This window comes from Streptomyces sp. NPDC047108 (genome assembly GCF_040643575.1).
Lineage (GTDB): Bacteria > Actinomycetota > Actinomycetes > Streptomycetales > Streptomycetaceae > Streptomyces.
Map to the genome: position 1 here is coordinate 61,889 of NZ_JBEYUP010000015.1, position 25,725 is coordinate 87,613.

The 25,725-nt window shown below is 72.1% G+C and carries 23 protein-coding genes and 1 riboswitch; of the genes, 14 read left to right on the forward strand and 9 right to left on the reverse strand.

What is annotated here, in order from left to right:
- Positions 1–120: 120 nt before the first annotated feature.
- Entirely contained in the window at positions 121–687 is a 567-nt protein-coding gene (locus tag ABZ822_RS24625; RefSeq protein ID WP_360858176.1) for a TetR family transcriptional regulator, read from the reverse strand.
- 5 nt (positions 688–692) lie between these two features.
- Entirely contained in the window at positions 693–2,162 is a 1,470-nt protein-coding gene (locus ABZ822_RS24630) for an amidase (RefSeq protein ID WP_360858179.1), read from the reverse strand.
- A 61-nt stretch (positions 2,163–2,223) separates the two neighbouring features.
- Here ABZ822_RS24630 and ABZ822_RS24635 point away from each other — a divergent pair, with 61 nt between their 5' ends.
- From ABZ822_RS24635 to ABZ822_RS24650, 4 genes are all read left to right on the forward strand, one after another.
- Positions 2,224–3,015 carry an SDR family NAD(P)-dependent oxidoreductase gene (locus tag ABZ822_RS24635; protein WP_360858181.1) on the forward strand — a complete coding sequence of 264 codons (792 nt, stop codon included), beginning with the start codon at positions 2,224–2,226 and terminating at the stop codon, positions 3,013–3,015.
- A 420-nt stretch (positions 3,016–3,435) separates the two neighbouring features.
- Positions 3,436–4,137: a hypothetical protein gene (locus tag ABZ822_RS24640; protein ID WP_360858428.1), complete on the forward strand. Its 702-nt coding sequence runs from the start codon at positions 3,436–3,438 to the stop codon at positions 4,135–4,137.
- Positions 4,134–4,844, forward strand: coding sequence for a class F sortase (locus tag ABZ822_RS24645; protein WP_360858184.1), 711 nt, complete (start codon positions 4,134–4,136; stop codon positions 4,842–4,844). Before ABZ822_RS24640 ends, ABZ822_RS24645 begins: the two co-directional genes overlap by 4 nt.
- A gap of 150 nt (positions 4,845–4,994) precedes the next feature.
- Positions 4,995–5,351: a DUF2255 family protein gene (locus ABZ822_RS24650; RefSeq protein ID WP_360858187.1), complete on the forward strand. Its 357-nt coding sequence runs from the start codon at positions 4,995–4,997 to the stop codon at positions 5,349–5,351.
- 41 nt (positions 5,352–5,392) lie between these two features.
- On the opposite strand, the gene ABZ822_RS24655 is transcribed toward ABZ822_RS24650, so the two are convergent.
- The 3 genes from ABZ822_RS24655 to ABZ822_RS24665 all read right to left on the reverse strand — a co-directional run bounded on the left by ABZ822_RS24655 (position 5,393) and on the right by ABZ822_RS24665 (position 9,195).
- On the reverse strand, positions 5,393–6,367 hold the full coding sequence (locus ABZ822_RS24655; protein ID WP_360858190.1) for an acetylxylan esterase: 975 nt from the start codon (positions 6,365–6,367) through the stop codon (positions 5,393–5,395).
- Between the two features lie 253 nt (positions 6,368–6,620).
- Complete coding sequence (locus tag ABZ822_RS24660; protein WP_360858193.1) at positions 6,621–7,139, reverse strand: STAS domain-containing protein; 519 nt, start codon at positions 7,137–7,139, stop codon at positions 6,621–6,623.
- Positions 7,140–7,440: 301 nt separating this feature from the next.
- Positions 7,441–9,195: a ricin-type beta-trefoil lectin domain protein gene (locus tag ABZ822_RS24665; protein WP_360858196.1), complete on the reverse strand. Its 1,755-nt coding sequence runs from the start codon at positions 9,193–9,195 to the stop codon at positions 7,441–7,443.
- A gap of 758 nt (positions 9,196–9,953) precedes the next feature.
- On the opposite strand from ABZ822_RS24665, the gene ABZ822_RS24670 reads away from it, so the two are divergent.
- From ABZ822_RS24670 to ABZ822_RS24680, 3 genes are all read left to right on the forward strand, one after another.
- Positions 9,954–10,376, forward strand: a complete 423-nt coding sequence (locus ABZ822_RS24670; protein ID WP_360858200.1) for a hypothetical protein — start codon at positions 9,954–9,956, stop codon at positions 10,374–10,376.
- A 150-nt stretch (positions 10,377–10,526) separates the two neighbouring features.
- Positions 10,527–12,308, forward strand: a complete 1,782-nt coding sequence (locus ABZ822_RS24675; RefSeq protein WP_360858431.1) for a beta-ketoacyl-[acyl-carrier-protein] synthase family protein — start codon at positions 10,527–10,529, stop codon at positions 12,306–12,308.
- 351 nt (positions 12,309–12,659) lie between these two features.
- The gene (locus ABZ822_RS24680; RefSeq protein ID WP_360858203.1) at positions 12,660–13,328 is read left to right on the forward strand and encodes a hypothetical protein; all 669 of its coding nucleotides are present in this window, start codon (positions 12,660–12,662) and stop codon (positions 13,326–13,328) included.
- A 30-nt stretch (positions 13,329–13,358) separates the two neighbouring features.
- Here the strand turns inward: ABZ822_RS24680 and ABZ822_RS24685 are convergent, their stop codons facing one another.
- Entirely contained in the window at positions 13,359–14,645 is a 1,287-nt protein-coding gene (locus tag ABZ822_RS24685) for a transglycosylase family protein (protein WP_360858206.1), read from the reverse strand.
- 196 nt (positions 14,646–14,841) lie between these two features.
- Here ABZ822_RS24685 and ABZ822_RS24690 point away from each other — a divergent pair, with 196 nt between their 5' ends.
- Positions 14,842–15,339: a cupin domain-containing protein gene (locus ABZ822_RS24690; RefSeq protein WP_360858434.1), complete on the forward strand. Its 498-nt coding sequence runs from the start codon at positions 14,842–14,844 to the stop codon at positions 15,337–15,339.
- A gap of 145 nt (positions 15,340–15,484) precedes the next feature.
- Here ABZ822_RS24690 and ABZ822_RS24695 read toward each other — a convergent pair whose 3' ends face one another.
- On the reverse strand, positions 15,485–16,654 hold the full coding sequence (locus ABZ822_RS24695; RefSeq protein WP_360858209.1) for a transglycosylase family protein: 1,170 nt from the start codon (positions 16,652–16,654) through the stop codon (positions 15,485–15,487).
- Positions 16,655–16,658: 4 nt separating this feature from the next.
- Positions 16,659–16,876: riboswitch (cyclic di-AMP (ydaO/yuaA leader) on the reverse strand.
- A 555-nt stretch (positions 16,877–17,431) separates the two neighbouring features.
- Between ABZ822_RS24695 and ABZ822_RS24700 the strand changes: the two genes are divergently transcribed.
- Positions 17,432–18,388: a permease gene (locus tag ABZ822_RS24700; protein WP_360858437.1), complete on the forward strand. Its 957-nt coding sequence runs from the start codon at positions 17,432–17,434 to the stop codon at positions 18,386–18,388.
- Positions 18,385–19,197: a TIGR03943 family protein gene (locus ABZ822_RS24705; protein WP_360858212.1), complete on the forward strand. Its 813-nt coding sequence runs from the start codon at positions 18,385–18,387 to the stop codon at positions 19,195–19,197. Before ABZ822_RS24700 ends, ABZ822_RS24705 begins: the two co-directional genes overlap by 4 nt.
- Before the next feature lie 80 nt (positions 19,198–19,277).
- Here ABZ822_RS24705 and ABZ822_RS24710 read toward each other — a convergent pair whose 3' ends face one another.
- Entirely contained in the window at positions 19,278–20,543 is a 1,266-nt protein-coding gene (locus tag ABZ822_RS24710) for an acyl-CoA dehydrogenase family protein (protein ID WP_360858215.1), read from the reverse strand.
- Between the two features lie 149 nt (positions 20,544–20,692).
- On the opposite strand from ABZ822_RS24710, the gene ABZ822_RS24715 reads away from it, so the two are divergent.
- A complete protein-coding gene (locus ABZ822_RS24715; RefSeq protein WP_360858219.1) occupies positions 20,693–21,337 on the forward strand; it encodes a TetR family transcriptional regulator in 645 nt (214 codons plus the stop codon).
- 145 nt (positions 21,338–21,482) lie between these two features.
- Here ABZ822_RS24715 and def read toward each other — a convergent pair whose 3' ends face one another.
- Complete coding sequence (def, locus tag ABZ822_RS24720) at positions 21,483–22,055, reverse strand: peptide deformylase (RefSeq protein WP_360858222.1); 573 nt, start codon at positions 22,053–22,055, stop codon at positions 21,483–21,485.
- 185 nt (positions 22,056–22,240) lie between these two features.
- Here def and ABZ822_RS24725 point away from each other — a divergent pair, with 185 nt between their 5' ends.
- The 3 genes from ABZ822_RS24725 (at position 22,241) to ABZ822_RS24735 (ending at position 25,613) form a co-directional block, all read left to right on the forward strand.
- Positions 22,241–23,479 (forward strand): MurT ligase domain-containing protein, encoded by a 1,239-nt coding sequence (locus ABZ822_RS24725; protein ID WP_360858225.1) that lies wholly within the window; start codon positions 22,241–22,243, stop codon positions 23,477–23,479.
- Positions 23,480–23,516: 37 nt separating this feature from the next.
- Positions 23,517–24,245 carry a glutamine amidotransferase gene (locus tag ABZ822_RS24730; RefSeq protein WP_360858228.1) on the forward strand — a complete coding sequence of 243 codons (729 nt, stop codon included), beginning with the start codon at positions 23,517–23,519 and terminating at the stop codon, positions 24,243–24,245.
- Between the two features lie 342 nt (positions 24,246–24,587).
- Positions 24,588–25,613, forward strand: coding sequence for a 6-phosphofructokinase (locus tag ABZ822_RS24735; RefSeq protein ID WP_360858231.1), 1,026 nt, complete (start codon positions 24,588–24,590; stop codon positions 25,611–25,613).
- Positions 25,614–25,725: the final 112 nt, after the last annotated feature.

Sequence of the window (25,725 nt, forward strand, 5' to 3'; positions counted from 1 at the left end):
GGCACTGACAACGTCGCCCGGATTTCGTCCGGCGGGGCCGGAGCCGGGGTCGGGCCGGACCGCGCCTGGGAGGCGGCGCCCGGTCCGCTTCCGGTCAACGTCCGCTCACTCGCCCGCCGTTCAGCCGCTCTGCGCTCCCCGCGCGAGCAGCAGCAGGGCATCCACCAGTTCCTCGGCCGGTGCGCCCGTGGCCAGCCGGCGGAGCTGCTGGCCGAAGACGACGGCTACGGCGGTGCTCGCGAGGCGTTCGGGGTCGGGCACGTCGAGGCAGGTCAGGATCTGGGTGGCCAGCAGGTCGTACGCCGCGAAGCACTCCTTCGCGGCCGCCCGCAGCCGTACGTCCCGGCCCGCCTGGACGTACAGCTCGAACGGCGCGATGTGCGTGGTGTCGAACGGCGTGCCGCCCGCGACCTGGGCGACCAGGTCCGCGGCCCCGTCGATGTCGATTCCCTCGGCCTCGCAGTGGTCGGCGAGTTCGGTGAAGCGGCGCGTCTCCTCGGCGACGAAGTACAGCAGGCTCTCGCGCAGCAGCTCGTGCTGGGACTCGAAGTGGTACGTGACCGAGCCGAGGGAGACGCCCGCCTCCTTGGCGATCCGCCGGTTGGTGACCGCGGCGACGCCGTCCTGCCCGATGATGTGCAGGACGGCGTCGATGATCTTCTGACGGGTATCGGCGGGCTTGGACATGGGGATCATTGTTCCACCGGTGCGCCTCCGGCCGGAGCGGCGTCCTGCACGAGCCCCGGTGCGGCGTCCGTGAACCCGGCGAGGTCGGGTGTGCGCTCGTACCAGCGCTGGTCGTCCTCCAGTTGGGCGGCGAGCGAGATCAGCAGCTCCTCCGTGCCCGCGTTGCCGAGGAGCTGGGCGCCGACCGGCAGTCCGTCGCGGGTGAAGCCCGCGGGGACGTTCACTCCGGGCCAGCCGAGGACGTTCCAGGGCCAGGCGAACGGGCAGGCCGCGGCCATCGTCGTGTCGGTCTGCCAGGCCGTCATGCCGTCGAAGGCACCGATACGCGGCGGCGGGGCGGCGGCGGTCGGGGCGAGCACCACGTCGAAGCGGTCGAAGATCGCGCCGACCCTGGCGTGCTGACGGGCCTCCCGCGCGCGGGCGATGCGCAGCGCGCGGCCGTTGAGGCGTCCGCCCGTACGCATGGCGCTGCGGGTGCGGGGGTCGAGCAGCGACGGTTCGGGGTGGAACCCGGCGATCTCGGCGACGCCCGAGGTGGCGCGCGGCACGAAGCTCAGCCCGATGAGGCCGTAGCGAGGGCGCGCCTCCTCGACGTGGTGGCCGAGGCGGGCCAGCGCCTCGGCGATGCGGCTGACCGAGCGGCGCACATCGGGGTGGACGGTGGCGCGGGTGGTGGTGAACGGCGGGCGCCAGGCGAGCGCGATACGCAGGCGGCCCGGTTCGCGGCGGGCGGCTTCGACGGCCTGGATGGGCTGCGGCTGGTTGAGGTCCTCCGGGTGGGGACCGGCCGCCACGTCGAGCAGCAGCGCCGCGTCGGCGACCGTACGGGCCAGGGGGCCGTTGACGGCGAGCCCCTGGAAGGCGTCGATGTGCGGGTAGAGGGAGACGCGGCCGCGCTGCGGCTTGATGCCCACCAGATGCGTCCAGCCCGCCGGTATGCGGATGGAGCCCGCGCCGTCGGAGCCAAGGGCGGCCGGGACGAGCCCTCCGGCGACCGCCGCGGCCGAGCCGCCGGAGGAACCGCCCGGCGTGTGGCCGGTGTTCCACGGGTTGCGGGTCGCGCCGAAGGCCGGGCCCTCGGTGAAGGGCCACTGGCCCAGCTCGCACGCGTTGGTCTTTCCGACGATCACGGCGCCGGCCTCGCGCAGCTTCCGTACGGACTCGCCGTCCACCGTCTTGGGCGGTGCCTCTCCGCGGCAGCCGAAGAGCGTCGGCAGCCCGGCGACGTCGGTGTCGTCCTTGACGGCCACCGGGACGCCGAGCAGGGGAAGCCTCTCCCCCGCGGCGAGCCTCCGGTCGGCCTCCTCCGCCTCCAGCGTCGCCTCTTCGGCGCGGGTGAAGCGGAAGGCGTTGAGCGTGGACTGGGTCTGCGCGATGCGCTCGAGCGACTCGCGCACCAGTGCCACGGATGTCGTTCGCCCCTCCGCCAGCAATCGGACCTGCTCGGTAAGTCCTGTGAACTCGGCTGTGGACACGGCCGCCCCTCCTCCATATTGTTCGTTCGAACGAACAGCAATAACTGGGGAGGCTACTGGCATGCGCATCACAGGATCAACCGTTCTGCTCACCGGTGTGACCGGCGGCATCGGCAACGCCATCGCTCAGGAACTCGCACGAAAAGGGGCAAAGTTGGTCTTCACGGGCCGACGTCCCGATGCGCTGCAGAAGGTCTCGGACGAGTTCGGCGCCCGCGCCGTCGTCGCCGACCTCGCCGATCCCGACCAGGTCTCCCGCCTCGCCGAGGAGTGCGCGGACGTCGACATCGTGGTCGCCAACGCGGCCCTGCCCTCCAGCGGCGACCTCCTCGACTACACCCCCGAGCAGGTCCAGCGGGCGCTGTCCGTCAATCTGCACTCCCCCATCGCGCTGGCCCGCCTGATGGCGCCGACGATGATCGAGGCGGGGCGCGGGCACATCGCCTTCGTCGGCTCGATCTCCGGCAAGGCCGCCACGCGGTCCTCCTCGCTCTACAACGCGACCAAGTTCGGGCTGCGCGGCTTCACGCTCGGCCTCCGCCAGGACCTGCACGGCACAGGGGTCGGCGTCTCGCTCGTCCAGCCCGGATTCGTGCGCGACGCGGGCATGTTCGCCTCCACGGGCGCCAACCCGCCCGGCGGCGTCCGGACCGTGTCGCCCCGTCAGGTCGCGGCCGGCGTGATCCGGGCCGTCGAGCGCGATCTGTGCGAAGTCAACGTCGCGCCGATGGAGTTGAAGGTGCTGAGCGCCATCGCCGGGCAGTTCCCCGGACTGGCCGAGCGGGTGCAGCGCCGCATGGGCACCGAGCCGACGATCGCGAAGATCGTGGACGCCCAGCGCAACCTCCGCTGACCGGGCCGCGCCGCACGGCGCCGCACCGTTCGTCACACGCGACCAATCCGCCCCGTAAGCGGCTCCGAATGGGAGACAACGCCGCCCGCCCGGGCGGTCGTCGGTCCTCCCCGGGATCCCGACGGCCCCACGGGCGCCGGCCGATCCGACACGGAACCGCTCTGCGGCCCTGCCCTCCAGGGCCGTACGGAAGGGGATGCTCGACGTGATACCCAGCAAGGCCACCCGGCTCGCGGCCCTCGCCGCCCTGCCCGCCGTCCTCCTGCTCACGGCGGGATCCCCGTCCTTCGCCGACGACCACGGCTCCGGCTCTCGCCCCGGCGACGGCGGATCGGGGGGTACGAGTCCGGCGCGGACGGTGCGAACGGCGCCGACGGCGCTGCGGGCGAGGAGGGCGCCGGAGACGGCAAGGCGTTCCAGATCGAGCTGAAGCCGCTCAACGACTCCGGCGGCACGGGCATGGCGATGCTCCATCTCGAGGGCGACAAGCTCACGGTCAAGATCGAGTCCGAAGGGCTCACCCCGGGCCAGCCGCACGCCCAGCACATCCACGGCGCCACCGACGGCCACGACTTCCACTGCCCCGAGGGGAGCGACGACAAGGACGGCGACGGCATCGTCTCCACCGCCGAGGGCATCCCCGACTACGGCGACATCAACATCTCGCTGACGACCTCCGGCGACACCTCGAAGGACAGCGGGCTCGCCGTCGACCGCATGCCGGCCGCGGACGCGCGGGGCCACCTCACCTACGAACGCACCCTCACCGTCTCCCAGGACGTGGCCGAGCACCTCCAGGACCTGCACATCGTCCAGCACGGCATCGACCCCAACGGCAACAAGAAGTACGACTTCGGCAAGGGCAAGAGCGAACTCGACGCCAAGCTCCCCCAGGAGGCCACCGCACCGGCCGTCTGCGGCATCGTCGAAGGCGCGGCCATCGGCTCCGTCCCGGTGGGCGGCGTCGAGACCGGGACCGGCGCCGGTGACCCCGCGACGGGAACCCCGTCGGTCGTCGCCATGGCCGGCGGCATCGCGCTGCTGGGCGCTGCCGGTGTACTGACGGCCGCGCGTCACCGTGCCGTCAGGGTCCGCGTGTCCACGCGGCGGGACTCCGCATGAGCGGCCGCGGACGCCGTACGAGGACCGGTTCGCGCGCACCTCTCCTCCTCGCCGTCCTCACCGTCGTCGCCGTGACCGCCGCCGCGTTGCTGGTCCTCGGCCTGTCGCGGAAGGGCGACGCACCGGCCCGCGCCGTGCCCCCCGCGCCCGCCGCGGCCGACGGCACCGGTGCCGGAGGCGGCGACACGGCGCAGGGCGAGGCCGGGGAGGCGCAGGAGGCCGGAGGCGGGGAGCAGCAGGTGCGGAGCCTGCGGTCCTCCCCGCCGGAGCGGATCACCATCCCCTCTCTCAAGGTCTCCTCGACCCTGGAGCGGCTGGGCCGGGGCGCGGGTGGGGCGATGGAGACGCCGCGCGACCCGGCCAAGGCGGGCTGGTACACGCCGGGTCCGACGCCCGGCGCCACCGGGCCGTCCGTCATCGCCGGACACGTGACCTGGAACGGCGAGCCGTCGGTCTTCTTCCGCCTGTCCACCCTCAAGGCCGGCGACACCGTCGAAGTGGCCCGCCGCGACGGCCGGACCGCGGAGTTCACCGTCGACCGGATCGAGCAGTACAGCAAGGACCGCTTCCCCACCCTGTCCGTGTACAAGAACGTCGATCACGCGGCGCTGCGCCTCATCACCTGCGGCGGGAAGTTCTCCGCGGACGACCACCGGTACGCCGACAACATCGTCGTCTACGCCTCCATGACGGGCAGTCACACCTGACCGAACGGGCCCGGCTCCTCACTCGCGGAGGTGGGTGAGGAGCCGGGATCCGGGCGGTGGCGGAGAGACGCGCGGGGCCGTACGGGCAGGCCGTTCCGGGCGGTACGGCCAGCGGGTGCGGCCCTCCGGGCGCGGTGTCATGGTGGTGGCATGGACGTGACCACGCTCGATCACGAGCAGGAGATCGCGATGCGGACGCGGCGCCGGGACGGGTCCTGGTCGAGCCGTCCGGTCTGGGTGGTCGTCGTCGACCACGACGCGTACGTCCGCTCCTACCGCGGCACGCGCGGTGACTGGTACCGGAGCGCCCACGCGGACGGACGCGCGGAGATCCAGGTCGGGGACGACGTCGTGCCCGTGGGTCTCGAGGACGTGCACGACGACGCCCTCAACCGGCGGGTGTCGGAGGCGTACCGCGACAAGTACGCGGAGAGCGCTCCGGGGCCGACCGAGAGCATGGTCGGCATCGACGCGCGGGAGACCACGATGGTGCTGCGGCTGCCGTGATCAGTTACGGGCCGGAGTAGGAGGGCGCAGGCCGCGGGCGCTCAGCGTTCCGTCAACCGCTGTGCCAGCCAGCGCAGTTGAAGCTCCTCGTGGTGCGGGCCGCCGCCCTCGTGTTCGTTGAAGGGGTAGACCTCGATGTGCTTGTCCTCGCCCGCGTAGTGGTTGAACGCGGCGAACACCGTGGAGGGCGGGCAGGTCTGGTCCTCCAGGCCCGTGGAGAAGAGGGCGGGAGCCCGGCTCCGGGCGGCGAAGTGCACGCCGTCGAAGTAGGCGAGCGTACGGAAGACATCGGCGACCCTGCCCCTGTGCGTCTTCAGGTAGCCGGCGATCTCCTTGTACGGGAACGAGTCCGTGAGCGTCACGGCCCGCTCGACGTGGCACAGGAACGGCACGTCGGGCGCGATCGCCGCCAGATCCGGTACCAGTCCGCCCACGGCGAGCGTGATCGCGCCGCCCTGACTGGATCCGCGGACCGCGGTCCGCGCGGCGTCCGCGAGCGGATGCGTGCGGGCCGCCTCGACGGCGCGGACGGCGTCGGTGAACACCCGGCGGTAGTAGTAGTCGTGCGGGTCACCGACACCGCGGGTCAGGAACCCCGGGAAGGCCGGGCCGCCGCCGACCGGATCCGGGGTGTCCCCCGGGCTCCACCCGCTCCCCTGGCCGCGGGTGTCCATCACGAAGTGGGCGAACCCGGCTGAGGGCCAGAGGAGATGGGTGTGGGGTAGCCCGCGTCCGCCGCCGTACGAGACGAACTCGACGACGAGGGGCAGCGGCCGGCGCGCACCGGCCGGGTGCAGGAACCAGCCCTTGACGGGGTGGCCGCCGAATCCGGCGAAGGTGACGTCGTGGACCTCGACCGTGGTCAGCGGGGTGCGGACGGATTCGAACCGGACGGCCGGCGCACGGCTGCGGGTCTCGGCGAGTGTCTTCTCCCAGAAGAGATCGAAGTCCTCGGGTTCGTCCGGCTCGGGCCGGAAGTCGCGGAGCGCGTCGAGCGGCAGGTCGAACTGGGCCATGCGCACCCTTTCCCTCGCCGTGCGGGACGACGGTGTCGGTCCCCGAGGGTCTCACGGCGGACGGCCGCGGCTGAAGATCGCACATCCGTACGCGGGCGCACCGGCTCGTGCGCGGGGACACAGCCCGTACGCGCCCCCACCGGCCCGTACGCGTCCGCACGCCTGCGCGTCCAGTTCGGCCGGTCCTGTCGCCTACGGCTGCGGCGGAGCCCCCGGCGAGGGGGCCGGGGGCTCCGCAGGCGGCCGAACCACATCAAGCCAGAGCGGCCCGGGAGCCGGATCCGGGGCAGGCTGTGGCGCACACACCCGCGGCCGGCTGGGGCCGGGCGTGATCGTGTGCCTGCGGACCCGGGGGCTCCCGTCGTGCGGTCGGCAACGCCATCACCGGCGGCATGAGCGCTGAGGGACCCAGGGCGGACGGGTCGAAGGGCTGCTCCGGTTCGTCACGCGGCGGCGCGTTCCGGAACTGCGCGTCCGTGCCGGTGTCCCGCATCAGCTTCCGCACCTGTCGGCTGATACCGGAGACCTGGAAGCGCGCACCGACCGCGTCGGCGGCCTTTCGCGCCCCGATGAGCACGTTCAGTCCCGCGCAGTCACAGAAGACGACGCCGCCGAAGTCGACCGTGAGACTGCTGAGCGGCGGCTTCATGCATTGGGCCAGAGCCAGGCGGAGCTGGGGCGCGGTGGCGATGTCGAGTTCACCGTTCACCTTCACCACGGCGTTCTGACCAGCCGATTCCGTGCATACGTCGAACGAGTAGGGAAGCTTCATCGCCTCCTCCTCCGAAAGACCGCGTCGGGGACTGCTGACGTTGGGTGACCGATCCGTCATCACCTGCGCACTTCGGACACTGCACCCTTATCGGTGCGAGCATGACCGATCGTCCGTCCGTCGCATTTCTCATGTCAACCTCGAAAGCGACATCACTTCACAGACGCATCAGAGAAGCCGCCTCGGCACCCGGACATCGGCCTCGGCGAGGAGCGGCGTCGGCGTGTCGCGCGGCCCGCCTCGGCCGGGGCCTCCAGCCCGGCCGGCCGCTTCTTGGCGGCGGCCCGGGCCGGGACTCCGCCTAGTCGGCCCGGCTCGCGACGACGCGGCCACCCATCCACCGCTGGTCGTCCCGCCCGACGGCGGGGCGCAGGACGACCTCGCTTCCGGGGGATTCGTCCGTGGGCGTGATGGCGAAATCCAGGTCGATCCGCGGGCGGATGGCACCGGACCGGTCGATGAGGAAGATCAGGTTCTCGCCCTCGTCGCCCTCGACGTCCGAGCAGTCCCAGATGCCGACGCCGCGGTCGGTGTCACCGCGGGAGTCCAGACAGAAGTCCGAGTCGGCGTACGACCGGAACAGGCCGGTGTTCTCCGGACGCCACATCTGCGTCAGCGCGCCCGTGCAGGGTGCCGTGATGGCGTCCGTGCCGTCCTCCATGATCCCGTCCTCGATGTCCAGGCACTGGCCCGAACTCGCGTTGACCACCTGGAGATAGCCCTCCGGCGGCCTCGGGGCGGGCGAGGTCGGCGCGGTCTCGGACGGGGACGGCGTACGCGTGGGGCTCGGGCGCGCACTCGTCTTCGTCGGCGTCGGCTCGGGCGCCGGCTTCTTCGGCGGCCGTGTGGTGCTGCTCGCCGTGGGAGGCGGCGTGAGCGGACTCATGCTCGGCTTCCCGGGAGGCTTCGGCGCGGCATGGGACCCGCTGCCCGCCGGGGTGCCGTCGTCGTTGTCCGGCACCAGGAGCGCGGTCCCGAGCGCCGCGCAGACCACGACCGCCGCGGCGACCAGGACCAGCGGCCGGGAGTTCCACCACGGGCCGCGGCGGTCCGCCGTGCCGTCGCCGCCCGGCCCGTCGGGCGTCCCGGTGGCGGCTGGCGCGCCGGGCTCCGCTGCCGGAGGCTGCTCGCCCGCTGCCGCCGGCGCGAGCAGTCCCGTGACCGGCCCCGCGGCGATGTACTCCGCGCCGCCCCAGCCGAGCAGCCCCTCTGCGAGGACGGTCCGCGGGTGCTCGGTCATCCGGATCAGCTCGTCGAGGATGAGGGTGCAGCCGGGACACCCCTCCAGGTGCCGGGTCAGATCCTCGCTGTAGCGCCGGTCACCCGGCCGGGCCGCGGCCTCGATGATGCGCCGGTACCCCTGGCATTTCGGGTCGCCGCTCCGCTTCAGATACGCCTGCAGATAGGCCTGGCGCATGGCCTCCAGCGCCTTGCCCTTCTGCTCGGCCACGACCGGCGCGGGGACACCGAGACACCGCGCGGTCTCGGTGTCGCTCTCGTCCTCCACCACCCCGTACCAGAGGACTCCCCTGGTGCGCTCCGGCAGACCGTAGAAGGCGGCGAGCATGGCGGAGGAGTCCTCCAGGCGCAGACGCTGCCGCTCGCTCCGCTCCTGCCCGACTCCCGTGCGCTGTGCGGCCGTTCGGCCCTGTGCGGGATCTCCGTCCCGTGGATCGGCCGTCTCGTGCAGCCAGTCGGCGAAGCCGGAGTCCAGCCGTACGCGGCGGGCGCCCGACGCCCACGTGACCGCCACCCGCTGGACCAGCATCAGGAGATGGTGCCGCCAGGTCCCCTTGGGCTCGATGCCGCGGCATGCCTCCTGCGCGGCCAACCCGAAGGCCTGCGCGGCGAGTTGGTTGCCGGCGACCTGGTTCTCGCCGCAGAGGCGTGCATAGGCGAGGACCGCGGGCAGATGGCGGCCGCGGAGTTCCTGCGTGGCGGGGTAGGCGGTCGGGGCGCCGGCGCGGATGCGCTCGGTCAACTCCGCGTCCGGCACCCTGCCGTAACTGCGGATGTCGGCCTCGGAGCTGTGGTTGGCGCTGTGCAGCTCAGGCACCCTCTCGGTGACTCGTTCCTGTGCTCCGCACGGACGCCGTATCGGGCGCCGACGGTGTATCCGTACGTGACGGACGTGCCCATAGTGATGCGAGTTACACCGCCGAGGAAAGGGGTTTCCCCGGGTAAGTGGGGTTAATACAAGGGAACATGCCCCGATGGCCGTCCGGTCGGACCGCCGGCATCTGTGAGGCATGAGAGCGGCAGACGGTACGCCAGGTCGTCAGCCACGGGCTCCCGCGCCGCCGCCGGCCTCCGCCGACGGGCCTCTCCCGTACGACCTGCTCCGCCTGCCTGTCCACCCGCACGCCTTGCGCAGATACGCCTCACCCCGCCCGTTGGGGGGCGTGGCGAAACGCAGCTGGGAGGAGGAGGTGAACGCGACGAAGTCGCGGCCCGTCTGCTCGCGGGTTCGGCATGTACGCGGTTTCGCGGTCGCCCATCCCGGGCCGGCGTCGGCGCGGGACCGGCGTCCACGGTGGTTCGCAGCGCGACCGGCTCGAGGCGGCTGGGTCCTGAGCACGGCGGGACCGGCGCAGGGCGCGCGGCGAGAGGGCGCTGATGAAAGAGGCCCCAGCCAGGACGGGGGGACCTGGCCGGGGCCGACCGGGAGGTGCGGGTGCCGGGGCGGGACCGTATCCACCACCGACTGTCCGGCCTAGTTGAACGCTACACGACTTTGCGCCACACTGCGCCGATCCGGTGACCTTCGGCCATGCCCTGCGCCAGGAGCGATCGGCGCGGCGCGAGGATCGTCCGATGAACCCTCCATCCGGCCAGCCGGCACCCCACCTCGACCCCAGCGAGGCGAACAAGGGCCAGGGCAAGGAATCGGAACGCGCCGCGACCGAACGGCGCAGCCAGCGCCGGGCCGCCCGCAGGGTGGTCGCCGGTCACGCCAAGGACCCCGAGGATCTCGCCTTCCTGCTCGAAGCCCTCGAACTGCAGCCGGAGACGGACGGGCGGACACCCCGGCCGGGACGCGGGGACGGCACGCGCGGAGCCGACGGCACGCACGGCACGCATGGCACGCACGGCACCGACAGCGCGCACAGGGAGGGCATGCGCGGCGACGGCGTACACGAAGAGCGCGCGCCCGGGTGCGACGGCAGCGGGAGTTCGGGCGGCACAGGCACTACGGGCGACATGGGCGGCACGGACTCGACGCGATCCGGAACGTGAAACGAGACACATTGCCCGGTTTATCCGGACGAATGGGATCTGCATCACTTCCCGTCCCCTCGGGGCGAATTTACGATCGCGGGCAATTCATCACCTTTGCCGATCCGCCGACCCCTGCGCGGAAGCCGAAAGGACGCCCCCGTGACACACATGCCCGAGATGTCCAATTCATCCGAGAACCCTCATATATGCACCTGCGGTGAACTGGTGCCCGGCGACGTGCTCGTGGCCGACGGCGCCCGCCGCTTCGCCGTGCTCGACGCCTCGCCCGCGGACGAGGAGCACGTCCGGCTGACGCTGCGGGCCGTCCGCGGCGGCCCCGACTTCCACGCGGTTCACCCCCGCACCGGCCCGGTCGAAGTGGCGGGCGAGCGCGTCGATCCGGAGTCCGTCCCCCTCATCGTCCCGACCGGGCCAGGCGCGGACTTCCGTGACGGGGACCGCATGTCGGTCCTGGACGCGGCCCGGCCCGAGGGCACGGAACGCCACTTCGTCCGTCGCGACGGCGCTTGGCACGTCCGGCCCGGGGACTCCGACCGCCCGGACGCCGCCACCGAGAGACCGTTCGGCGGCACCGACACACCCCTCACCGACGAAGAGATGCGGGCCCTCATGGCCCGCGACCCGCACGCCGTCGTGTGCCGGCACGACCCGGTCTCGCGCCCTCCGCGCGGCGGCCGGCGCGTCGTCGTCACCGGCGTCGGCGCGATCACCCCGCTCGGCGGTGACGCCGCGGCCACCTGGCAGGGCCTGCTGGACGGCCGGAGCGGCATACGGCGCCTGGACGGCGAGGAGTTCGAGGACCTGGGCGTCCGGATCGCCGCGCCCGCCGCCGTGGACCCGGCCGAGCGCCTGCCCCGCGCCCGGGCCCGAACCATGAGCCGGAGCGCCCAGTTCGCGGTGCTGGCCGCCCGCGAGGCGTGGGGCGACGCCGGTTTCGCACAGGACGAGGTGGCCGAAGGCCTGCTCGACGCCCGACGCGTCGGGGTCTCCATCGGCACCATCATCGGCGGCGCGCCCGTGATGGTCGACGCCGACCGCACCCTGGCCGAACGCGGACAGCGCCATGTCTCCCCGCACACCACGCCGATGATCGTGCCCAGCGGTGCCGCGGCACAGGTGGCCATCGACACGGGGGCACGAGCCGAGGCTCGTACGGTCTCGAGCGCCTGCGCCTCGGGGACGGAAGCCATCGGCATCGCCATCGACCGCATACGGGACGGGCACGCCGACGTCATGGTCGCGGGCGGCACGGAGGCTGTGATCGTTCCGGCCATCATGGCGGGCTTCGCCTCCATGCGGGCCCTCTCCCCCGGGACCCACGGACCTGAGAAGGCGTCACGGCCCTTCGACACCGCACGGGACGGATTCGTGGTCGGCGAAGGTGCGGGCCTGCTGATCCTGGAGTCGGAGGACCACGCCCGCGCGCGGGGCGCGCGTATCTACTGCGAAGCGGCGGGCTGGGGTGTCTCGGCCGACGCGTTCCACATGGCCGCGCCGCGTCCCGACGGCGAAGGAGTGGTCGACGCGCTGCACAAGGCACTCGACGACGCCGGGGCCAAGCCGGACGACGTCCTGCACGTCAACGCGCACGCCACCGCCACGGGCACCGGCGACGCGGCCGAAGCGCTCGCGCTCCGCGCGGTGTTCGGCGAACGGCCCGCGATGCCCGTCACGGCGCCGAAGGGCGCGATGGGGCACCTGCAGGGAGCGGCGGGCGCGGTGGAGGCGGTGGCCGCGGTCCTGACGCTGTATCACGGCCTCGTACCGCCGACCGCAGGATGTGACGAACCGGACGAGACGCTGGGCCTCGATGTCGTCACGGGTGCTCCCCGCCCGTTGCCGGAGCCGGGTGACATCGCACTGAGCAACTCCTTCGGGTTCGGCGGACACAACGCCGTACTCGCGCTGCGCCGCATCCGGACGGCCTGACGGCTCTCCGCCCGGTGGAGGGAAGGCCGCCGGGACACCGAAGAGACGACGGACACGGCAGAGCACGGACGGGCCCGGGACGGACCGGGCGTCGCGTCCTCGAAGGTCACGTCCCCGCACGCGAACACCGCGTCCCCGCACGCGAAAACCTGCCGCGCAACCGCTCCCCGTCCCGGAGCGTCGTTCCAGGCACTGCCTTCCGTCCCAGGTCAGGGCCCTGGAACCGTCCCGGCGTCCCGGATCGTGCCGGCAGCGTTGCCCGGCGCCCCGCCCCGCGCCGATGCTGGTGTCGCTGCGCCGCAACAGGGGAGCGGCGCAGCGCCATCAGCCATCGCAACGGGGGGATCCGTCATGCCCATTCGCACACATAGCGGCCGTGCCCGCGCCGCGGCTCTCGCCACCCTCGCCGTCGCCGCGGGCGTCCTCGCGGCCGCACCGGCCGCCGCGTCGGCGGCCACCGGGCCGGCCGCGCTATCCGCACCGCCCGCCCGCGCCGTCGCCGCGTCAGGACCGGCCTTCCTCGCGCCCGGCCAACTCCCGCCGCACCCCTCCTCGCCCTGGTACGCGGGTCCGGTCACGAACGGAACTCCGGACCCGCTGCCGTTCTGCGTGGGCCAGGCCCTGCCGGGTGCCACCTCGCAGTACCGGGAGTTCTGGACGGAGTTGGACACCGGCGCCACGCAAGTGACCGTCGTGGAACGCGACACGGCGCGGGCCAGGAGCCTGGCCGCGCTCTGGAACAAGGCCATACGGGAGTGCGCCGACCGGACCGAGCAGGAGGACCCGGACGTCACGGCCGAGTGGCGTGGCTACGGGAAGCTCGCCGTCGAGGAGGGTGCCCGGGTGCAGGGCGTCCACCTCGAGCGGACCGGGGGCGCCTCCGACGTCCATCTGTTCGCGGTCGGGCGCGACGGCCGGACCGTCACGGTCGTCCGCTGGGGACAGATGGGCACGTTCGACGACGCCCCCGTGCGGGCGTTCAAGAACACGACGCGCACGGCGGTGAACAAGCTCTGGTGACCGGCTCTCCCGCAGCACGCGGGAGGGACGTCAGATGCTGATGCCCCTGGCGCGCAGGTAGGCCAGCGGGTTGATGTCCGATCCGTAGCCGGGACCGGTCCGCACCTCGAAGTGCAGGTGCGGGCCGGTGACATTGCCGGTCGAGCCCGACCTGCCGATGCGCTGCCCGCCGTTCACGGGCTGGCCCGCGCGGACGGAGAGCGCCGAAAGGTGCGCGTACTGGCTGTACTTGCCGTCCGCGTGCCGGATGACGACCTGGTAGCCGTAGGAGCCGCCCCAGCCGGCTTCGACCACCTTCCCGCCCGCGACGGCTCGTACGGACGTGCCGGTGGGGACGGGGAAGTCGACGCCGGTGTGGTAGCCGCTGGACCAGGCGGAGCCGGACTGGTGGTACGGGGTGCCGATGGCGGTGCTGGCGACGGGGCTCACGACCCCGGAGGCCCGGGACCCGCCCGACGTCTTCTGCCGTTCGGCCCGCTCCTTCCGCTCTTCGCGTTCCCTGCGCTCCTGGCGTTCCTTACGCTCCTGGCGCTCCTGGCGCTCCTGGCGTTCCTTCCGCTCCGCCTGCCTCCGGGATTCCTCCCGGTCCGCACCGGAGCGCTTCTTCGCCTGCTGTCCCTGCCGCTCCGCGCTCCCGGGCTTCGCGGACGTCTCCGTCCGGCCGGGCTGGTCGGTCCGTTGCGCGGGGCCGGCCTTCCGGCCGATGACGAGCTTCTGCCCGGGGATGATGAGGTCCGGATCGTCGCCGATGACACGGCGGTTGTCCTCGTAGATCCGCTCCCAGCCGCCGTCCACGTCGCGCACTCGCGCGATGGCGAAGAGAGTGTCGCCGCTGGCCACGGTGTACGACTCGGGTCTGATGCGGTCCGGGCGGGGGTCGGTGGGCGCCTTCCGCGAGACCTGCGGTTCGGTGTGCGCGGTGGTGCGCGGTGCCTCGCTCCCGCGCGTCAGTCCGGCCTTGCCCGAGCACGTGGGCCAGGCTCCGGGCCCCTGTCCGGAGAGGACCTTCTCGGCTATCGCGATCTGCTGGTCCTTCGTGGCGAGGTCGGCGCGCGGCGCATACGCCGTACCGCCGTACTCCTCCCACGTGGACTGGGTGAACTGCAGCCCGCCGTAGAAGCCGTTGCCGGTGTTGATGCTCCAGTCGCCGGTGGCCTCGCACTCCGCGACCTTGTCCCAGGTGTCGACGGGCGCGGCGTCGGCACCTGAGACGCCGACTAACGGCAGGGCTATCCCCGCCCCGCCCGCGGTGACCGTGAGAGATGCCTGGGAGATCCTGTTCGGCTGATACCTGCGGTGGCGGCCGTGTGCGGGCATGGGTGTTTTTCCTCTCCTGCTGCGGGGCGCGCCAAGATTAAGGCCGGTTTTCGCGGTCCACAAGAGAGCCTCGTTTACTGGAAGATCGGAATCCGGAACGCTGGCCGGAAGGCCGGGGAATCACTGTCATGCCACGGCCATGAATAATCACTTCCGTTTCTCCGACACCACACGCGACAACACCGCGGAGGCCCTCATGCCGAATCCCGTCCCGTCGGTCGCCGAACTCGCCGCGCTCTACGGCCTGGAGCCGCTGCCCCTCGAAGGCGGTCTCTTCCGGCAGACCTGGGCCGGACCCGCAGGACCCGGCGGGCACCCCTCGGGCACGGCGATCCTGTTCCTGATGGCGGCCGCAGGTGACCTGTTCTCCGCGATGCACCGGCTGCCCCGCGACGAGGTCTGGCACTTCTATCTGGGCGACCCGGTGGAGTTGCTGCTCCTGGAGCCGGGCGGCACGTCGCGGGTGGAGGTGCTGGGCCAGGACGTGACGGCCGGGCAGCACGTGCAGTTCACCGTCCCGGGCGGTACGTGGATGGGGGCCCGGGTGCGCGACGGCGGCAGCCACGCCCTCATCGGATGCACGCTGGCGCCCGGATTCCTCCCCTCGGACTACGAGGGCGGCGACGCGGACGAACTGGCCGCGCGCTACCCGGAACACGGCGAGATGATCAGGGCCCTGTGCCGGGGCGCATGACGCCACGCTGCCGTCAGGCTGCGCGTCGGCGACCCCTGGCCCGCACCCCGGACGAAGCGAAGCGCCGGTTCCCCGTCGTCACGGGGAACCGGCGCCTCATCGAGTCAGGAGGGAAGACTCCGTAGCCGTTCGAGTCGTACGAGCGTCAGATCGTGACGCCGTGGTCGCGCAGGTAGGCGATCGGGTCGATGTCCGAGCCGTAGTCCGGGCCGGTGCGGACCTCGAAGTGGAGGTGCGGACCGGAGGAGTTGCCGGTGGAGCCGGACAGGCCGATCTGCTGGCCGCCGGTGACCGACTGACCCGCCGAGACGGACAGCGAGGACAGGTGGGCGTACTGGCTGTACTTGCCGTCCGCGTGGCGGATGACGACCTGGTTGCCGTAGCTGCCGCCCCAACCGGCAGAAACGACCTCACCCGCACCGATGGACTTGACCGCCGTACCCGTGGAGGCCGAGAAGTCCGCGCCGGTGTGGTAACCGCTGGACCATGCGCCGCCCGCCTGGTGGTACGGGGTGCTGAGGGTGGGGTTGTCGAGGGGAGCGGTGAAGCCGTCGGCGCTCTTGCCGGCTGCGGGCTTGGCGGCCGGCTTGGCCTCCTGCTTCGGAGCCTGGGCCTTGGGCGCGGCGTGCTTCGAGCCCTGCTTCTTCCAGCCGTCGTGGCCGGCCTCGCCCTTGCCTCCGCCGAGGCTGAGCTTCTGACCCGGGTGGATCAGGTTCGGGTTCTCACCGACGACCTGACGGTTGTCCTGGTACACGCGCTTCCAGCCGCCGTCGACGTCCTTGTCGGTGGCGATCTTGGAGAGCGAGTCGCCCTTGACGACGGTGTAGGACTCGCCCTTGCCGTGGCGCTTGTCGCCGCCACGGTCGGCACGGTCCTTGGCCGGAGCCGGAAGGGTCTCGGCCTTCTCGCCGGCGGCGGGGGCCTCAGGGGCCGGGCCGCCCTTGGCCAGGCCGGCCTTGGGGCCGCAGACCGGCCAGGCGCCCGGGCCCTGGCCCGCGAGCACCTTCTCGGCGACGGCTATCTGCTCGGCCTTGCTGGCGTGGTCGGCACGGTCGGCGTACTTGCTGCCGCCGAAGGCGTCCCAGGTGCTCTGCGTGAACTGCAGGCCACCGAAGAAACCGTTGCCGGTGTTGATGCTCCAGTTGCCGTTGCTCTCGCACTCCGCGACCTTGTCCCAGGTGCTGGTCGAGGCGGCGTTCGCGCTGCCGGCGCCCATGAAGGACAGACCGATACCGGCACCGCCCGCGGCGGCGACGAACGTGGCACGGGTAAGACGGTTGGGCTTGAAGCGGCGATGACGTCCGCGTACAGACATAGGGGCTTCCTCTCCTACGCCTGCGAGGTGAGCTGTCGGGTTCGGGCTGGAGTTGCCCGGCCGCGCCGTCCGGCAGCCATGAGGCTGCTTGCGGCACGTCTTCACCCCTAGCCGGACCACGCCGATCGCGCGGTACGGCACTTACCTTGGGTCCCCCGCTCCTGCCGTGGGTGCGTTGTCGTTTCTCCCCCCACCGGCGGCAGGACTCGGCGCTCCGGTAGATGGGCGCCCGCCCTTTCGATGGGCAGGCAGCGGAAAAATAAACACATCCATTTCTTCGCCACAAGTGCCCTGCAATTGTCTGAATCGCCGGACGGCAGATCGACTTCCTTTTGCGTCACGCTGCGCTGCCGATCTTTGCCCCACAGCAATAGCGATTACTACTGAACGGCTCTCACGAGGGGCAGCCGGTAACCAAGTTGAAGGAATTCGCCCCCTTCGAGTGTGCGAGGTCACATTCCCGGGAGCACCTATGTGAGATGGCTCACCGTGAATCCAATTGTCCGTTTTGGTGCTTGAATTCGATTTTGATGCATTGAGGGAGTGAAACACCCCTTTGATGGCGGACGGCTATCCGGCGAAACGGATGATTCTGGACCAACCACCCGAGGCGTTTCCCGGCACCTGCCCCATTCGCCCATATCGTGAGCAGCCCTCGGTCGCGGAACGTGCGGAGTCGCAGTGCAGAGAACGGACGAGCTGACGAGCACCCCCTCACCGGTGCCGCATCCAGCCGGTACGAGCGCCGCCCCCAGGGCCCCGGGCAGACGCCGGGACCTGCCCCGGTGGCCGGTACTCGCCGCCGCGGCGCTGACGCTCGCCGTCGCGGCGGCCGTCCTCACCGGAGCGGTCGACCGGCCGGATCCCGCGGCCGTGAGTGCCTGGCGTACGGTCTGCGTCGCCATCGTGGTGCAGGCGCTGCCGTTCCTGCTCCTGGGCACCGTCATCTCCGGGGCCATCAACGCCTTCGTGCCCGCCCGGGTCTTCGCCCGGGCCCTGCCCAAGCGGCCCGCGCTCGCCGTCCCGGTGGCCAGCGCCGCCGGAGTCGTCCTGCCGGGCTGCGAGTGCGCGTCCGTCCCCGTGGCGGGGAGCCTGATCCGCCGCGGGGTCGCGCCCGCGGCCGCGTTCGCGTTCCTGCTCTCGGCACCGGCGGTGAACCCGATCGTGCTGGCCTCAACCGCCGTCGCCTTCCCCGGCGCCCCCGAGATGGTGGCCGCCCGGCTGGTCGCGTCGCTCGTCACCTCGGCCGCGATGGGCTGGCTGTGGATCCGCCTCGGCCGGGACGAATGGCTGCGGCTGCCGGCGCACCGTACGGGACACACGCCCGGGCACAGCCGCTGGGAGGAGTTCCGGCTCGGCTTCCAGCACGACTTCCTGCACGCCGGGGGATTCCTGGTGGTCGGGGCGATGGCGGCGGCCACGTTCAACGTCGCGGTCCCGCGCTCCGTCCTGGACACCTTCGCCGGGTCGCCCTGGCTCTCGGTGCTCTTCCTCGCCGCGCTGGCGATCGTGCTCGCCGTCTGCTCGGAGGCGGACGCGTTCGTCGCCGCCTCCCTCACCGGCTTCTCCCCCACCGCGCGGCTGGCGTTCATGGTGGTCGGCCCGATGGTGGACGTGAAGCTCGTCGCCCTGCAGTCGGGCACCTTCGGGCGCGCCTTCGCCGTCCGGTTCTCCGCGGCGACCGCCGTGGTGGCCGTCGTCTCCAGCGCACTGATCGGGTGGTGGCTGCTATGAGGCGCAATGTCCAGATTCTTCTTCTCCTGCTGTCGGGCGCGGGCCTGTTGCACATCGCGCTCTTCAGCGAGGTCTATCTGCGCTTCGTGAAGGAGGGACTGCGGCCCCTGCTGATCGTCTCGGGCGTGCTGCTGGTCGCCCTGGGCACGGTGAGCGCTGCCCGCGACGGCTTCCCCTTCGCCAAGCCGTCCACCCGGCCCGCGAGGACGGATGAGGGGCATGCCGACGAGCACGGACACCCGGAAGGGCACGGGCAGACAGAGAGGCACGGGCACGCGGAGGGGCATGGGCACGACCACAGCCGCGGCCCGAGGGTGGCCTGGCTCCTGTTCTTCCCCGCGCTCAGCCTGCTCTTCTTCACACCGCCCGCCCTCGGCTCGTACACCGCGGCGCGCGACGGCGATCCGGCGGCGGACGCGAAGAACACGCGCTTCGCCCCGCTGCCCAGCGCCTCGCCCCTCGTCATGCCGCTGTCGGACTTCAGCTCGCGCGCACGGCGGGACGGCGCGCGGAGCCTTGAAGGCCGTACGGTCTCGATGACCGGCTTCGTCACCCCGGGCCAGGGCGGCGGCTGGTATCTGACCCGGCTGTCCCTGAGCTGCTGCGCCGCCGACTCGCAGGCGATCAAGGTCCGTGTGCACGGCGCCCCTCCCCCGGCCACCGACACCTGGGTCACCGTCACCGGCACCTGGCGCCCGGTGGGCACGGTCGGAACGCCCTCCGCCGCCGCGGCTCTCGACGCGAACGGAGTGCAACGCACCGCGCGGCCCGCGAACCCGTACGCCGACGCCCCGCCGCCCCGGGCCTGACGTCCTCACGCAGCCGCCCGCCGCCCGCCTTTCCGGGCGCGGGCGGCGGGCGGCGTTCGTGCCGGCGTACGGGCGCGGGGTCAGCGGATGGGCATCCCCGAGAGGGTGCGGGCGATGACCAGGCGCTGGATCTCGCTCGTCCCCTCGAAGATCGTGTAGATCGCGGCGTCCCGGTGCATCCGCTCCACCGGGTACTCGCGCGTGAAGCCGTTGCCGCCCAGGATCTGCACGGCCTGCGCCGTGACCTTCTTCGCGGTCTCGCTCGCGAACAGCTTCGACATCGAGCCCTCGGCCGCCGTGAAGGGCTGGCCGGTGGTCGCCATCCAGGAGGCGCGCCAGACGAGCAGGCGCGCGGCGTCCACCTGGGTGCGCATGTCGGCGAGCTGGAAGGCGACGCCCTGGTTGTCGATGATCGGGCGTCCGAACTGGGTGCGCGTCTTGGCGTATTCGAGTGCTTCCTCGTACGCGGCGCGGGCGGTGCCCACCGCCATCGCGCCCACCGCGGGGCGGGACGCCTCGAAGGTGGCCATGGCCGCGTTCTTGACACTCCCCCTGCCTCCGGCCGGGGGGACCCCCATCTCGCTTCGCTCGCCACCGGTCTTCGCCCGCTCGCGGGTCCGCGCGAGGCGCTCGTCCAGCTTCTCCTTACCACCGAGCAGGCAGTTCCCCGGGACGCGGACGTCTTCGAGGACCACCTCGGCCGTGTGCGAGGCGCGGATGCCGTGCTTCTTGAACTTCTGCCCCTGCGAGAGACCGGGGGTGTTCGGCGGGACGATGAACGAGGCGTGCCCCTTGGACCCGAGGTCCGGGTCGACGACCGCCACGACGACGTGGACGTTCGCGATGCCGCCATTGGTCGCCCACGTCTTGGTGCCGTTGAGGACCCATTCGTCCTTGGCCTCGTCGTAGACGGCGCGGGTGCGCATGGAGGCCACGTCGGATCCGGCGTCGGGCTCGGAGGAGCAGAAGGCCGCGACCTTGACGTCGTCCGGGTCTCCGTACATCTGCGGGATCCAGGTGCCGATCTGCTCCTCGGTGCCGTTGGCCATGACGCCGACGGCGGCGAGTCCGGTGCCCACGATGGACAGGCCGATGCCCGCGTCACCCCAGAACAGCTCCTCCATGGCCATGGGGATGCCGAGTCCGGTGGGGTCGAAGTACTGCTGCGCGTAGAAGTCGAGGGAGTACAGGCCGATCTTGGCGGCTTCCTGGATCACGGGCCACGGCGTCTCTTCGCGTTCGTCCCACTCGGCCGCGGCCGGGCGCATAACATCCGTGGCAAAGCCATGGATCCAGTCCTTGACCGCCTTCTGTTCATCGTCGAGTTCGAACCTGAACTCAGCCATTGCCCCTCCACCTGCCAGTTACTTGCGGTAACCACAGTCTGTTACCGGCCAGTAAGCACTGTCAACTCCCTGCTCCCCACCAGTTCGGGCACCTGGCCAGGTGTTACGTTGCGGGCACGAGCAAGCGCACGGGCGGGGAGTGACACCTCATGGAGACCAGTCAGCGGGAAGACCAGCAGCGCGCGGCAGCGCGGCGCCGCAAGGAACTGCTGGAGGCCGCGGACCGTGTGGTGCTGCGTGACGGTCCCGGCGCGTCCATGAACGCCATCGCCGCCGAGGCCGGAATCACCAAGCCGATCCTCTACCGCCACTTCGGGGACAAGGGCGGGCTCTACCGCGCCCTCGCCGTACGGCACACCGACGCCCTGCTCGCCGGACTCCGCGCCGCCCTCGACGCCCCGTCCGACCGCCGGGACCGGGTCGAGCGAACGCTGGACACCTACCTCTCCGCCATCGAGGCCCGTCCGCAGGTCTACCGCTTCCTGATGCACCCCTCGGACGACATCCAGACCGGCGACCAGGGCTTCGACGTCGGCCGCCACTCCGCGCCGCTGCTGCGCCGGATGGGAGAGGAACTGGCGCAGGTCATCGCCGAGCGGGTCGACCTCGGCCCCGGCAGCGACGAGCTGGCGCGGGTCTGGGGCCACGGCATCGTCGGCATGATGCACGCGGCGGGCGACTGGTGGCTGCGCGAACGCCCCTGCTCCCGCGCCCAGTTGGTGCGCCACCTGGCCGACCTGCTGTGGGGCCGGCTGGCCGCGGCGGGCGACCGCGTCGGCGGCCCCGGCTTCTGAGACGGGCGGTCCGGCTCCCGGGACGGCCCGCACGAAGCGAACCGCTCCGCGCCATGGGCTGCCGCCTCAGGCGAACCCTTGCGTGACGACGACGGAACGCCCCCGTCCCGTCCTACGACGCCCCCGTCCTACGGCAGGCCTCTGCCTACGACGGATCCCGGTCCTGCGACACCGGCGCCGGACCCGCCCACCGCGCGCGCCGTGCCGCCCGCAGCGCGCGGACGCGCCGCAGCCCGGTCAGCCGGTCGGTGTAGACCGTCCCGTCCAGGTGGTCCGTCTCGTGCTGCAGACAGCGTGCGAAGAAGCCGGTCCCCTCGACCCTGACCGGCTCACCCGTACGGTCGAAGCCCTCGACCACCGCGCGGTCGAAGCGACGCGTCCCCGCCTCGAGGCCGGGGAGGGACAGGCATCCCTCAGGGCCCCTGACGCTCACACCGCCGGTCTCGACGAGCCGGGGGTTCACCACGTGCCCGAGGTGGCGGCGGTCCTCGTCGTCGGGGCAGTCGTAGACGAACACGCGCAGCGGAAGCCCGACCTGGTTCGCCGCGAGCCCGACCCCCTGGGCGGCGTACATCGTCGCGAAGAGATCCTCGACGAGCTGGGCGAGCGCCCCGTCGAAGGCGGTGATCTCCTCGCAGGGGGCGTGCAGCACCGGATCCCCGAGCAGCCGCATGGGCCGCACGAGTCCGGAACTGCCGGGAATGGCACTGTGTCGCACGGGCCAAGCGTACGGTCCGGGCCGGGACCGGCTGGTAAGCCGGGGGTTGCGGTTCGGGCCGGAGGCCGGATCTCGATAGGCTGATCCCCGAACGGAGCCTCCCGGTCGGCGAGTCGGCGTGGCGGGGCGTTCCACCGACGGACCGGGGGCGGGCGCGGCACCGGATGCAAGGAGGAACCAGGACGATGACGGACAATTCGGAGCCGCTGTCCCCGCGGGCCAAGCTGGCCGTGACGGCGGGCAGAGCCGCGGCGGCGGTCTCGCGTGCGGCGGGACGCGGCAGCGGATCGGTGATCGGCGGAAAGGTGGCGCTCAGGCTCGACCCCGATCTGCTGGCCCGGCTGGCCCGGCACCTCGACGTCGTCCTGGTCTCGGCGACCAACGGCAAGACCACCACCACCCGGCTGATCGCCGAGGCGCTGCGGGCGAGCGGCCCGGTCGTCTCCAACGCGCTGGGCGCCAACATGCCCGCGGGCATCACCTCCGCCCTCGCCGGCGGCTCCGACGCCCGGTACGGCGTGATCGAGGTCGACGAGAAGTACCTGGCCGGGGTCGCATCGGACGTCACGCCGAAGGCCATCGCCCTGCTCAACCTCTCCCGCGACCAGCTCGACCGCGCGGCCGAGACCCGCATGCTCGCCGAGAAGTGGCGCGAGGGGCTGTCCGGCAACAAGGCCACGGTGATCGCCAACTGCGACGACCCGCTCGTGGTCTGGGCCGCCTCCTCCTCGCCCAACGTGGTCTGGGTCGCCGCCGGCCAGGAGTGGAAGGACGACGCCTGGTCCTGCCCTTCCTGCGGCGGCGTGCTGCAGCGCCCCGGCGAGGACTGGATGTGCGGCGACTGCGGCTTCCGCCGCCCGGTCCCCACCTGGGCCCTCAACGGTGACCACGTACTGGACCCGCACGGTTCGGCATGGCCGATCCATCTCCAGCTCCCGGGCCGGGCCAACAAGGCCAACGCCACGACCTCCGCCGCCGTGGCCGCCCACTTCGGGGTGCCGCCCCAGGTCGCGCTGGAGCGCATGTACCAGGTGCAGGCGGTGGCCGGGCGCTACGACGTCGTCACCTTCGACGGCCGCGAGCTGCGGCTGCTGCTGGCGAAGAACCCGGCCGGCTGGCTCGAGACGTTCTCGCTGATCGACCCGCCGCCCACGCCCGTGATCCTCTCGGTGAACGCGCGCGGCGCGGACGGGACCGACACCTCCTGGCTGTGGGACGTGGACTACACCCGGCTCGCCGGGCACCCGATCTGCGTCATCGGCGACCGCAGGCTGGACCTCGCGGTCCGGCTGGAGGTCGCTGGCCTGGACTTCCGCGTCTGCGACACCCTCGACGAGGCCGTACGGCTCTGCCCGCCCGGCCGGATCGAGACGATCGCGAACTACACCGCGTTCCAGGACCTGCGCCGCCGCGTCGGCAACTGACCGGACCCGAACGAGACTTGGACAAGGACGAGCGAGCATGAGCGAGACCAGTCTGCGCCTGGTGTGGGTCTACCCGGACCTGCTGAGCACCTACGGCGACCAGGGCAACGCCCTGGTCGTGGAACGGCGGGCCCAGCAGCGGGGCCTGTCGGTGTCCCGTGTCGACGTACGGTCCGACCAGCCGCTGCCCACCTCGGGCGACATCTACCTGATCGGCGGGGGCGAGGACCGGCCGCAGCGGCTCGCGGCCGAGCGGCTGCGCCGCGACGGCGGGCTGAACCGCGCGGTGGCCAACGGCGCGATCGTCTTCTCCGTCTGCGCGGGCTACCAGATCCTGGGCCACGAGTTCATCAACGACCTCGGCGAGCGCGAGCCCGGCCTCGGCCTGCTGGACGTGGTGAGCACCCGCGGCGAGGGCGCCCGCTGCGTCGGTGACGTACTGGCGGACATCGACCCGCAGCTCAATCTGGCACCGCTGACCGGCTTCGAGAACCACCAGGGCATCACGCACCTGGGCCCGACCGCGCGGCCCTTCGCCAAGGTCCGGTTCGGCAACGGCAACGGCACCGGGGACGGCTACGAGGGCGCCTTCCACGACACCGTCTTCGGCACGTACATGCACGGCCCCGTGCTGGCCCGCAATCCGCAGATCGCGGACCTGCTGCTGAAGCTGGCCCTCGACGTGAACGCCCTGCCGCCGGTCGACGACCACTGGTACGAGGCGCTGCGCGAGGAGCGGATCGCCGCCGCCACCCAGCCCGCCTGACGGCACGGCATCGAGCAGTCCGGCGCGCCAGGATTCTCCGCCTGGCGCGCCGGAGTCGTTTCCTCTGGCGTGCGGCTCTTCTGGCGTGCGGCTTCGTCGGGCGGGGCTCCCCAGGGCGCGTACGAGCACCCGTCGGCGCACAGGCCGCCTACGCGCCGCCCGTCGCGCGGACGGTCTGTCCCGCGCCGTCCCATCTGGTGGTCTTCCGTCCCGCCTGGTGGACAGAGCGGGCATGCGTCGCCGTGCGTCGATAGGGTGGCCGCCGCTTGTAGAGTTGAGCGAGTCCAGCCGGACGAGGGGGTCCGGCCGCCGGCCCAGACGTTCCCAGAGGTATTTCGAGCAATGCGCATTGGTGTGCTCACATCCGGCGGCGACTGCCCCGGTCTGAATGCCGTCATCCGCTCCGTGGTGCACCGCGCCGTGGCGGACCACGGTGACGACGTCATCGGCTTCCAGGACGGCTGGAAGGGCCTCCTGGAGTGCGACTACCGAAAGCTCGACCTCGACGCCGTGGGCGGAATCCTGGCGCGGGGCGGCACCATCCTCGGCTCGTCCCGGGTCCAGCCCGCGCATCTGCGGGACGGTGTGGAGCGGGCCAAGGGGCACGTCGCCGAGCTGGGGCTCGACGCGATCATCCCGATCGGCGGCGAGGGCACCCTCAAGGCGGCGCGGATGCTCTCCGACGCCGGCCTGCCGATCGTCGGCGTTCCGAAGACGATCGACAACGACATCGCCTCGACCGACGTGACCTTCGGCTTCGACACCGCCGTGGGCGTCGCGACGGAGGCCCTGGACCGGCTGAAGACCACCGCCGAGTCCCACCAGCGCGTCCTGATCGTCGAGGTCATGGGCCGCCACACCGGCTGGATCGCGCTGCACTCGGGCATGGCGGCCGGCGCGCACGCCATCGTCGTCCCCGAGCGGCCCTTCGACATCGACGAGTTGACCGAGCTCGTCGGCAAACGCTTCTCCGCGGGCAAGAAGTTCGCGATCGTCGTGGTCGCCGAGGGCGCCAAGCCGCGCGAGGGCTCGATGCGGTTCGACGAGGGCGGCAAGGACATCTACGGTCACGAGCGCTTCGCCGGCGTGGCCCAGCAGCTCTCCATCGAACTCGAGGAGCGCCTGGGCAAGGAGGCCCGCGCCGTCATCCTCGGCCATGTCCAGCGCGGTGGAACCCCCACCGCGTACGACAGGGTGCTCGCCACGCGCTTCGGCTGGCACGCCGTGGAGGCTGCGCACCGGGGCGACTTCGGGATGATGACGGCCCTGCGCGGCACCGAGATCACGCTCGTGCCGCTGGCCGAGGCCGTGGAGACCCTCAAGACCGTCCCGGCCGAGCGCTACATCGAGGCCGAGTGCGTGCTGTGACAACGGCGCTCACGACCTGACGCCGCGCCGCGCACCGGGTCGTACGACGCAAGCCGCCCCCGGCCGGAGTCCCGGCCGGGGGCGGTTCTAGTCTGGGGCGGACGCATCGGTG

Coding starts and splice junctions, on each gene's coding strand:
- ABZ822_RS24625 (WP_360858176.1), bottom strand. CDS start 687: ATGTCCAAGCCCGCCGATACCCGTCAGAAGATCATCGACGCCGTCCTG.
- ABZ822_RS24635 (WP_360858181.1), top strand. CDS start 2,224: ATGCGCATCACAGGATCAACCGTTCTGCTCACCGGTGTGACCGGCGGC.
- ABZ822_RS24645 (WP_360858184.1), top strand. CDS start 4,134: ATGAGCGGCCGCGGACGCCGTACGAGGACCGGTTCGCGCGCACCTCTC.
- ABZ822_RS24650 (WP_360858187.1), top strand. CDS start 4,995: ATGGACGTGACCACGCTCGATCACGAGCAGGAGATCGCGATGCGGACG.
- ABZ822_RS24655 (WP_360858190.1), bottom strand. CDS start 6,367: ATGGCCCAGTTCGACCTGCCGCTCGACGCGCTCCGCGACTTCCGGCCC.
- ABZ822_RS24660 (WP_360858193.1), bottom strand. CDS start 7,139: ATGAAGCTTCCCTACTCGTTCGACGTATGCACGGAATCGGCTGGTCAG.
- ABZ822_RS24670 (WP_360858200.1), top strand. CDS start 9,954: ATGAACCCTCCATCCGGCCAGCCGGCACCCCACCTCGACCCCAGCGAG.
- ABZ822_RS24675 (WP_360858431.1), top strand. CDS start 10,527: ATGCCCGAGATGTCCAATTCATCCGAGAACCCTCATATATGCACCTGC.
- ABZ822_RS24680 (WP_360858203.1), top strand. CDS start 12,660: ATGCCCATTCGCACACATAGCGGCCGTGCCCGCGCCGCGGCTCTCGCC.
- ABZ822_RS24685 (WP_360858206.1), bottom strand. CDS start 14,645: ATGCCCGCACACGGCCGCCACCGCAGGTATCAGCCGAACAGGATCTCC.
- ABZ822_RS24690 (WP_360858434.1), top strand. CDS start 14,842: ATGCCGAATCCCGTCCCGTCGGTCGCCGAACTCGCCGCGCTCTACGGC.
- ABZ822_RS24695 (WP_360858209.1), bottom strand. CDS start 16,654: ATGTCTGTACGCGGACGTCATCGCCGCTTCAAGCCCAACCGTCTTACC.
- ABZ822_RS24705 (WP_360858212.1), top strand. CDS start 18,385: ATGAGGCGCAATGTCCAGATTCTTCTTCTCCTGCTGTCGGGCGCGGGC.
- ABZ822_RS24710 (WP_360858215.1), bottom strand. CDS start 20,543: ATGGCTGAGTTCAGGTTCGAACTCGACGATGAACAGAAGGCGGTCAAG.
- ABZ822_RS24715 (WP_360858219.1), top strand. CDS start 20,693: ATGGAGACCAGTCAGCGGGAAGACCAGCAGCGCGCGGCAGCGCGGCGC.
- ABZ822_RS24725 (WP_360858225.1), top strand. CDS start 22,241: ATGACGGACAATTCGGAGCCGCTGTCCCCGCGGGCCAAGCTGGCCGTG.
- ABZ822_RS24730 (WP_360858228.1), top strand. CDS start 23,517: ATGAGCGAGACCAGTCTGCGCCTGGTGTGGGTCTACCCGGACCTGCTG.
- ABZ822_RS24735 (WP_360858231.1), top strand. CDS start 24,588: ATGCGCATTGGTGTGCTCACATCCGGCGGCGACTGCCCCGGTCTGAAT.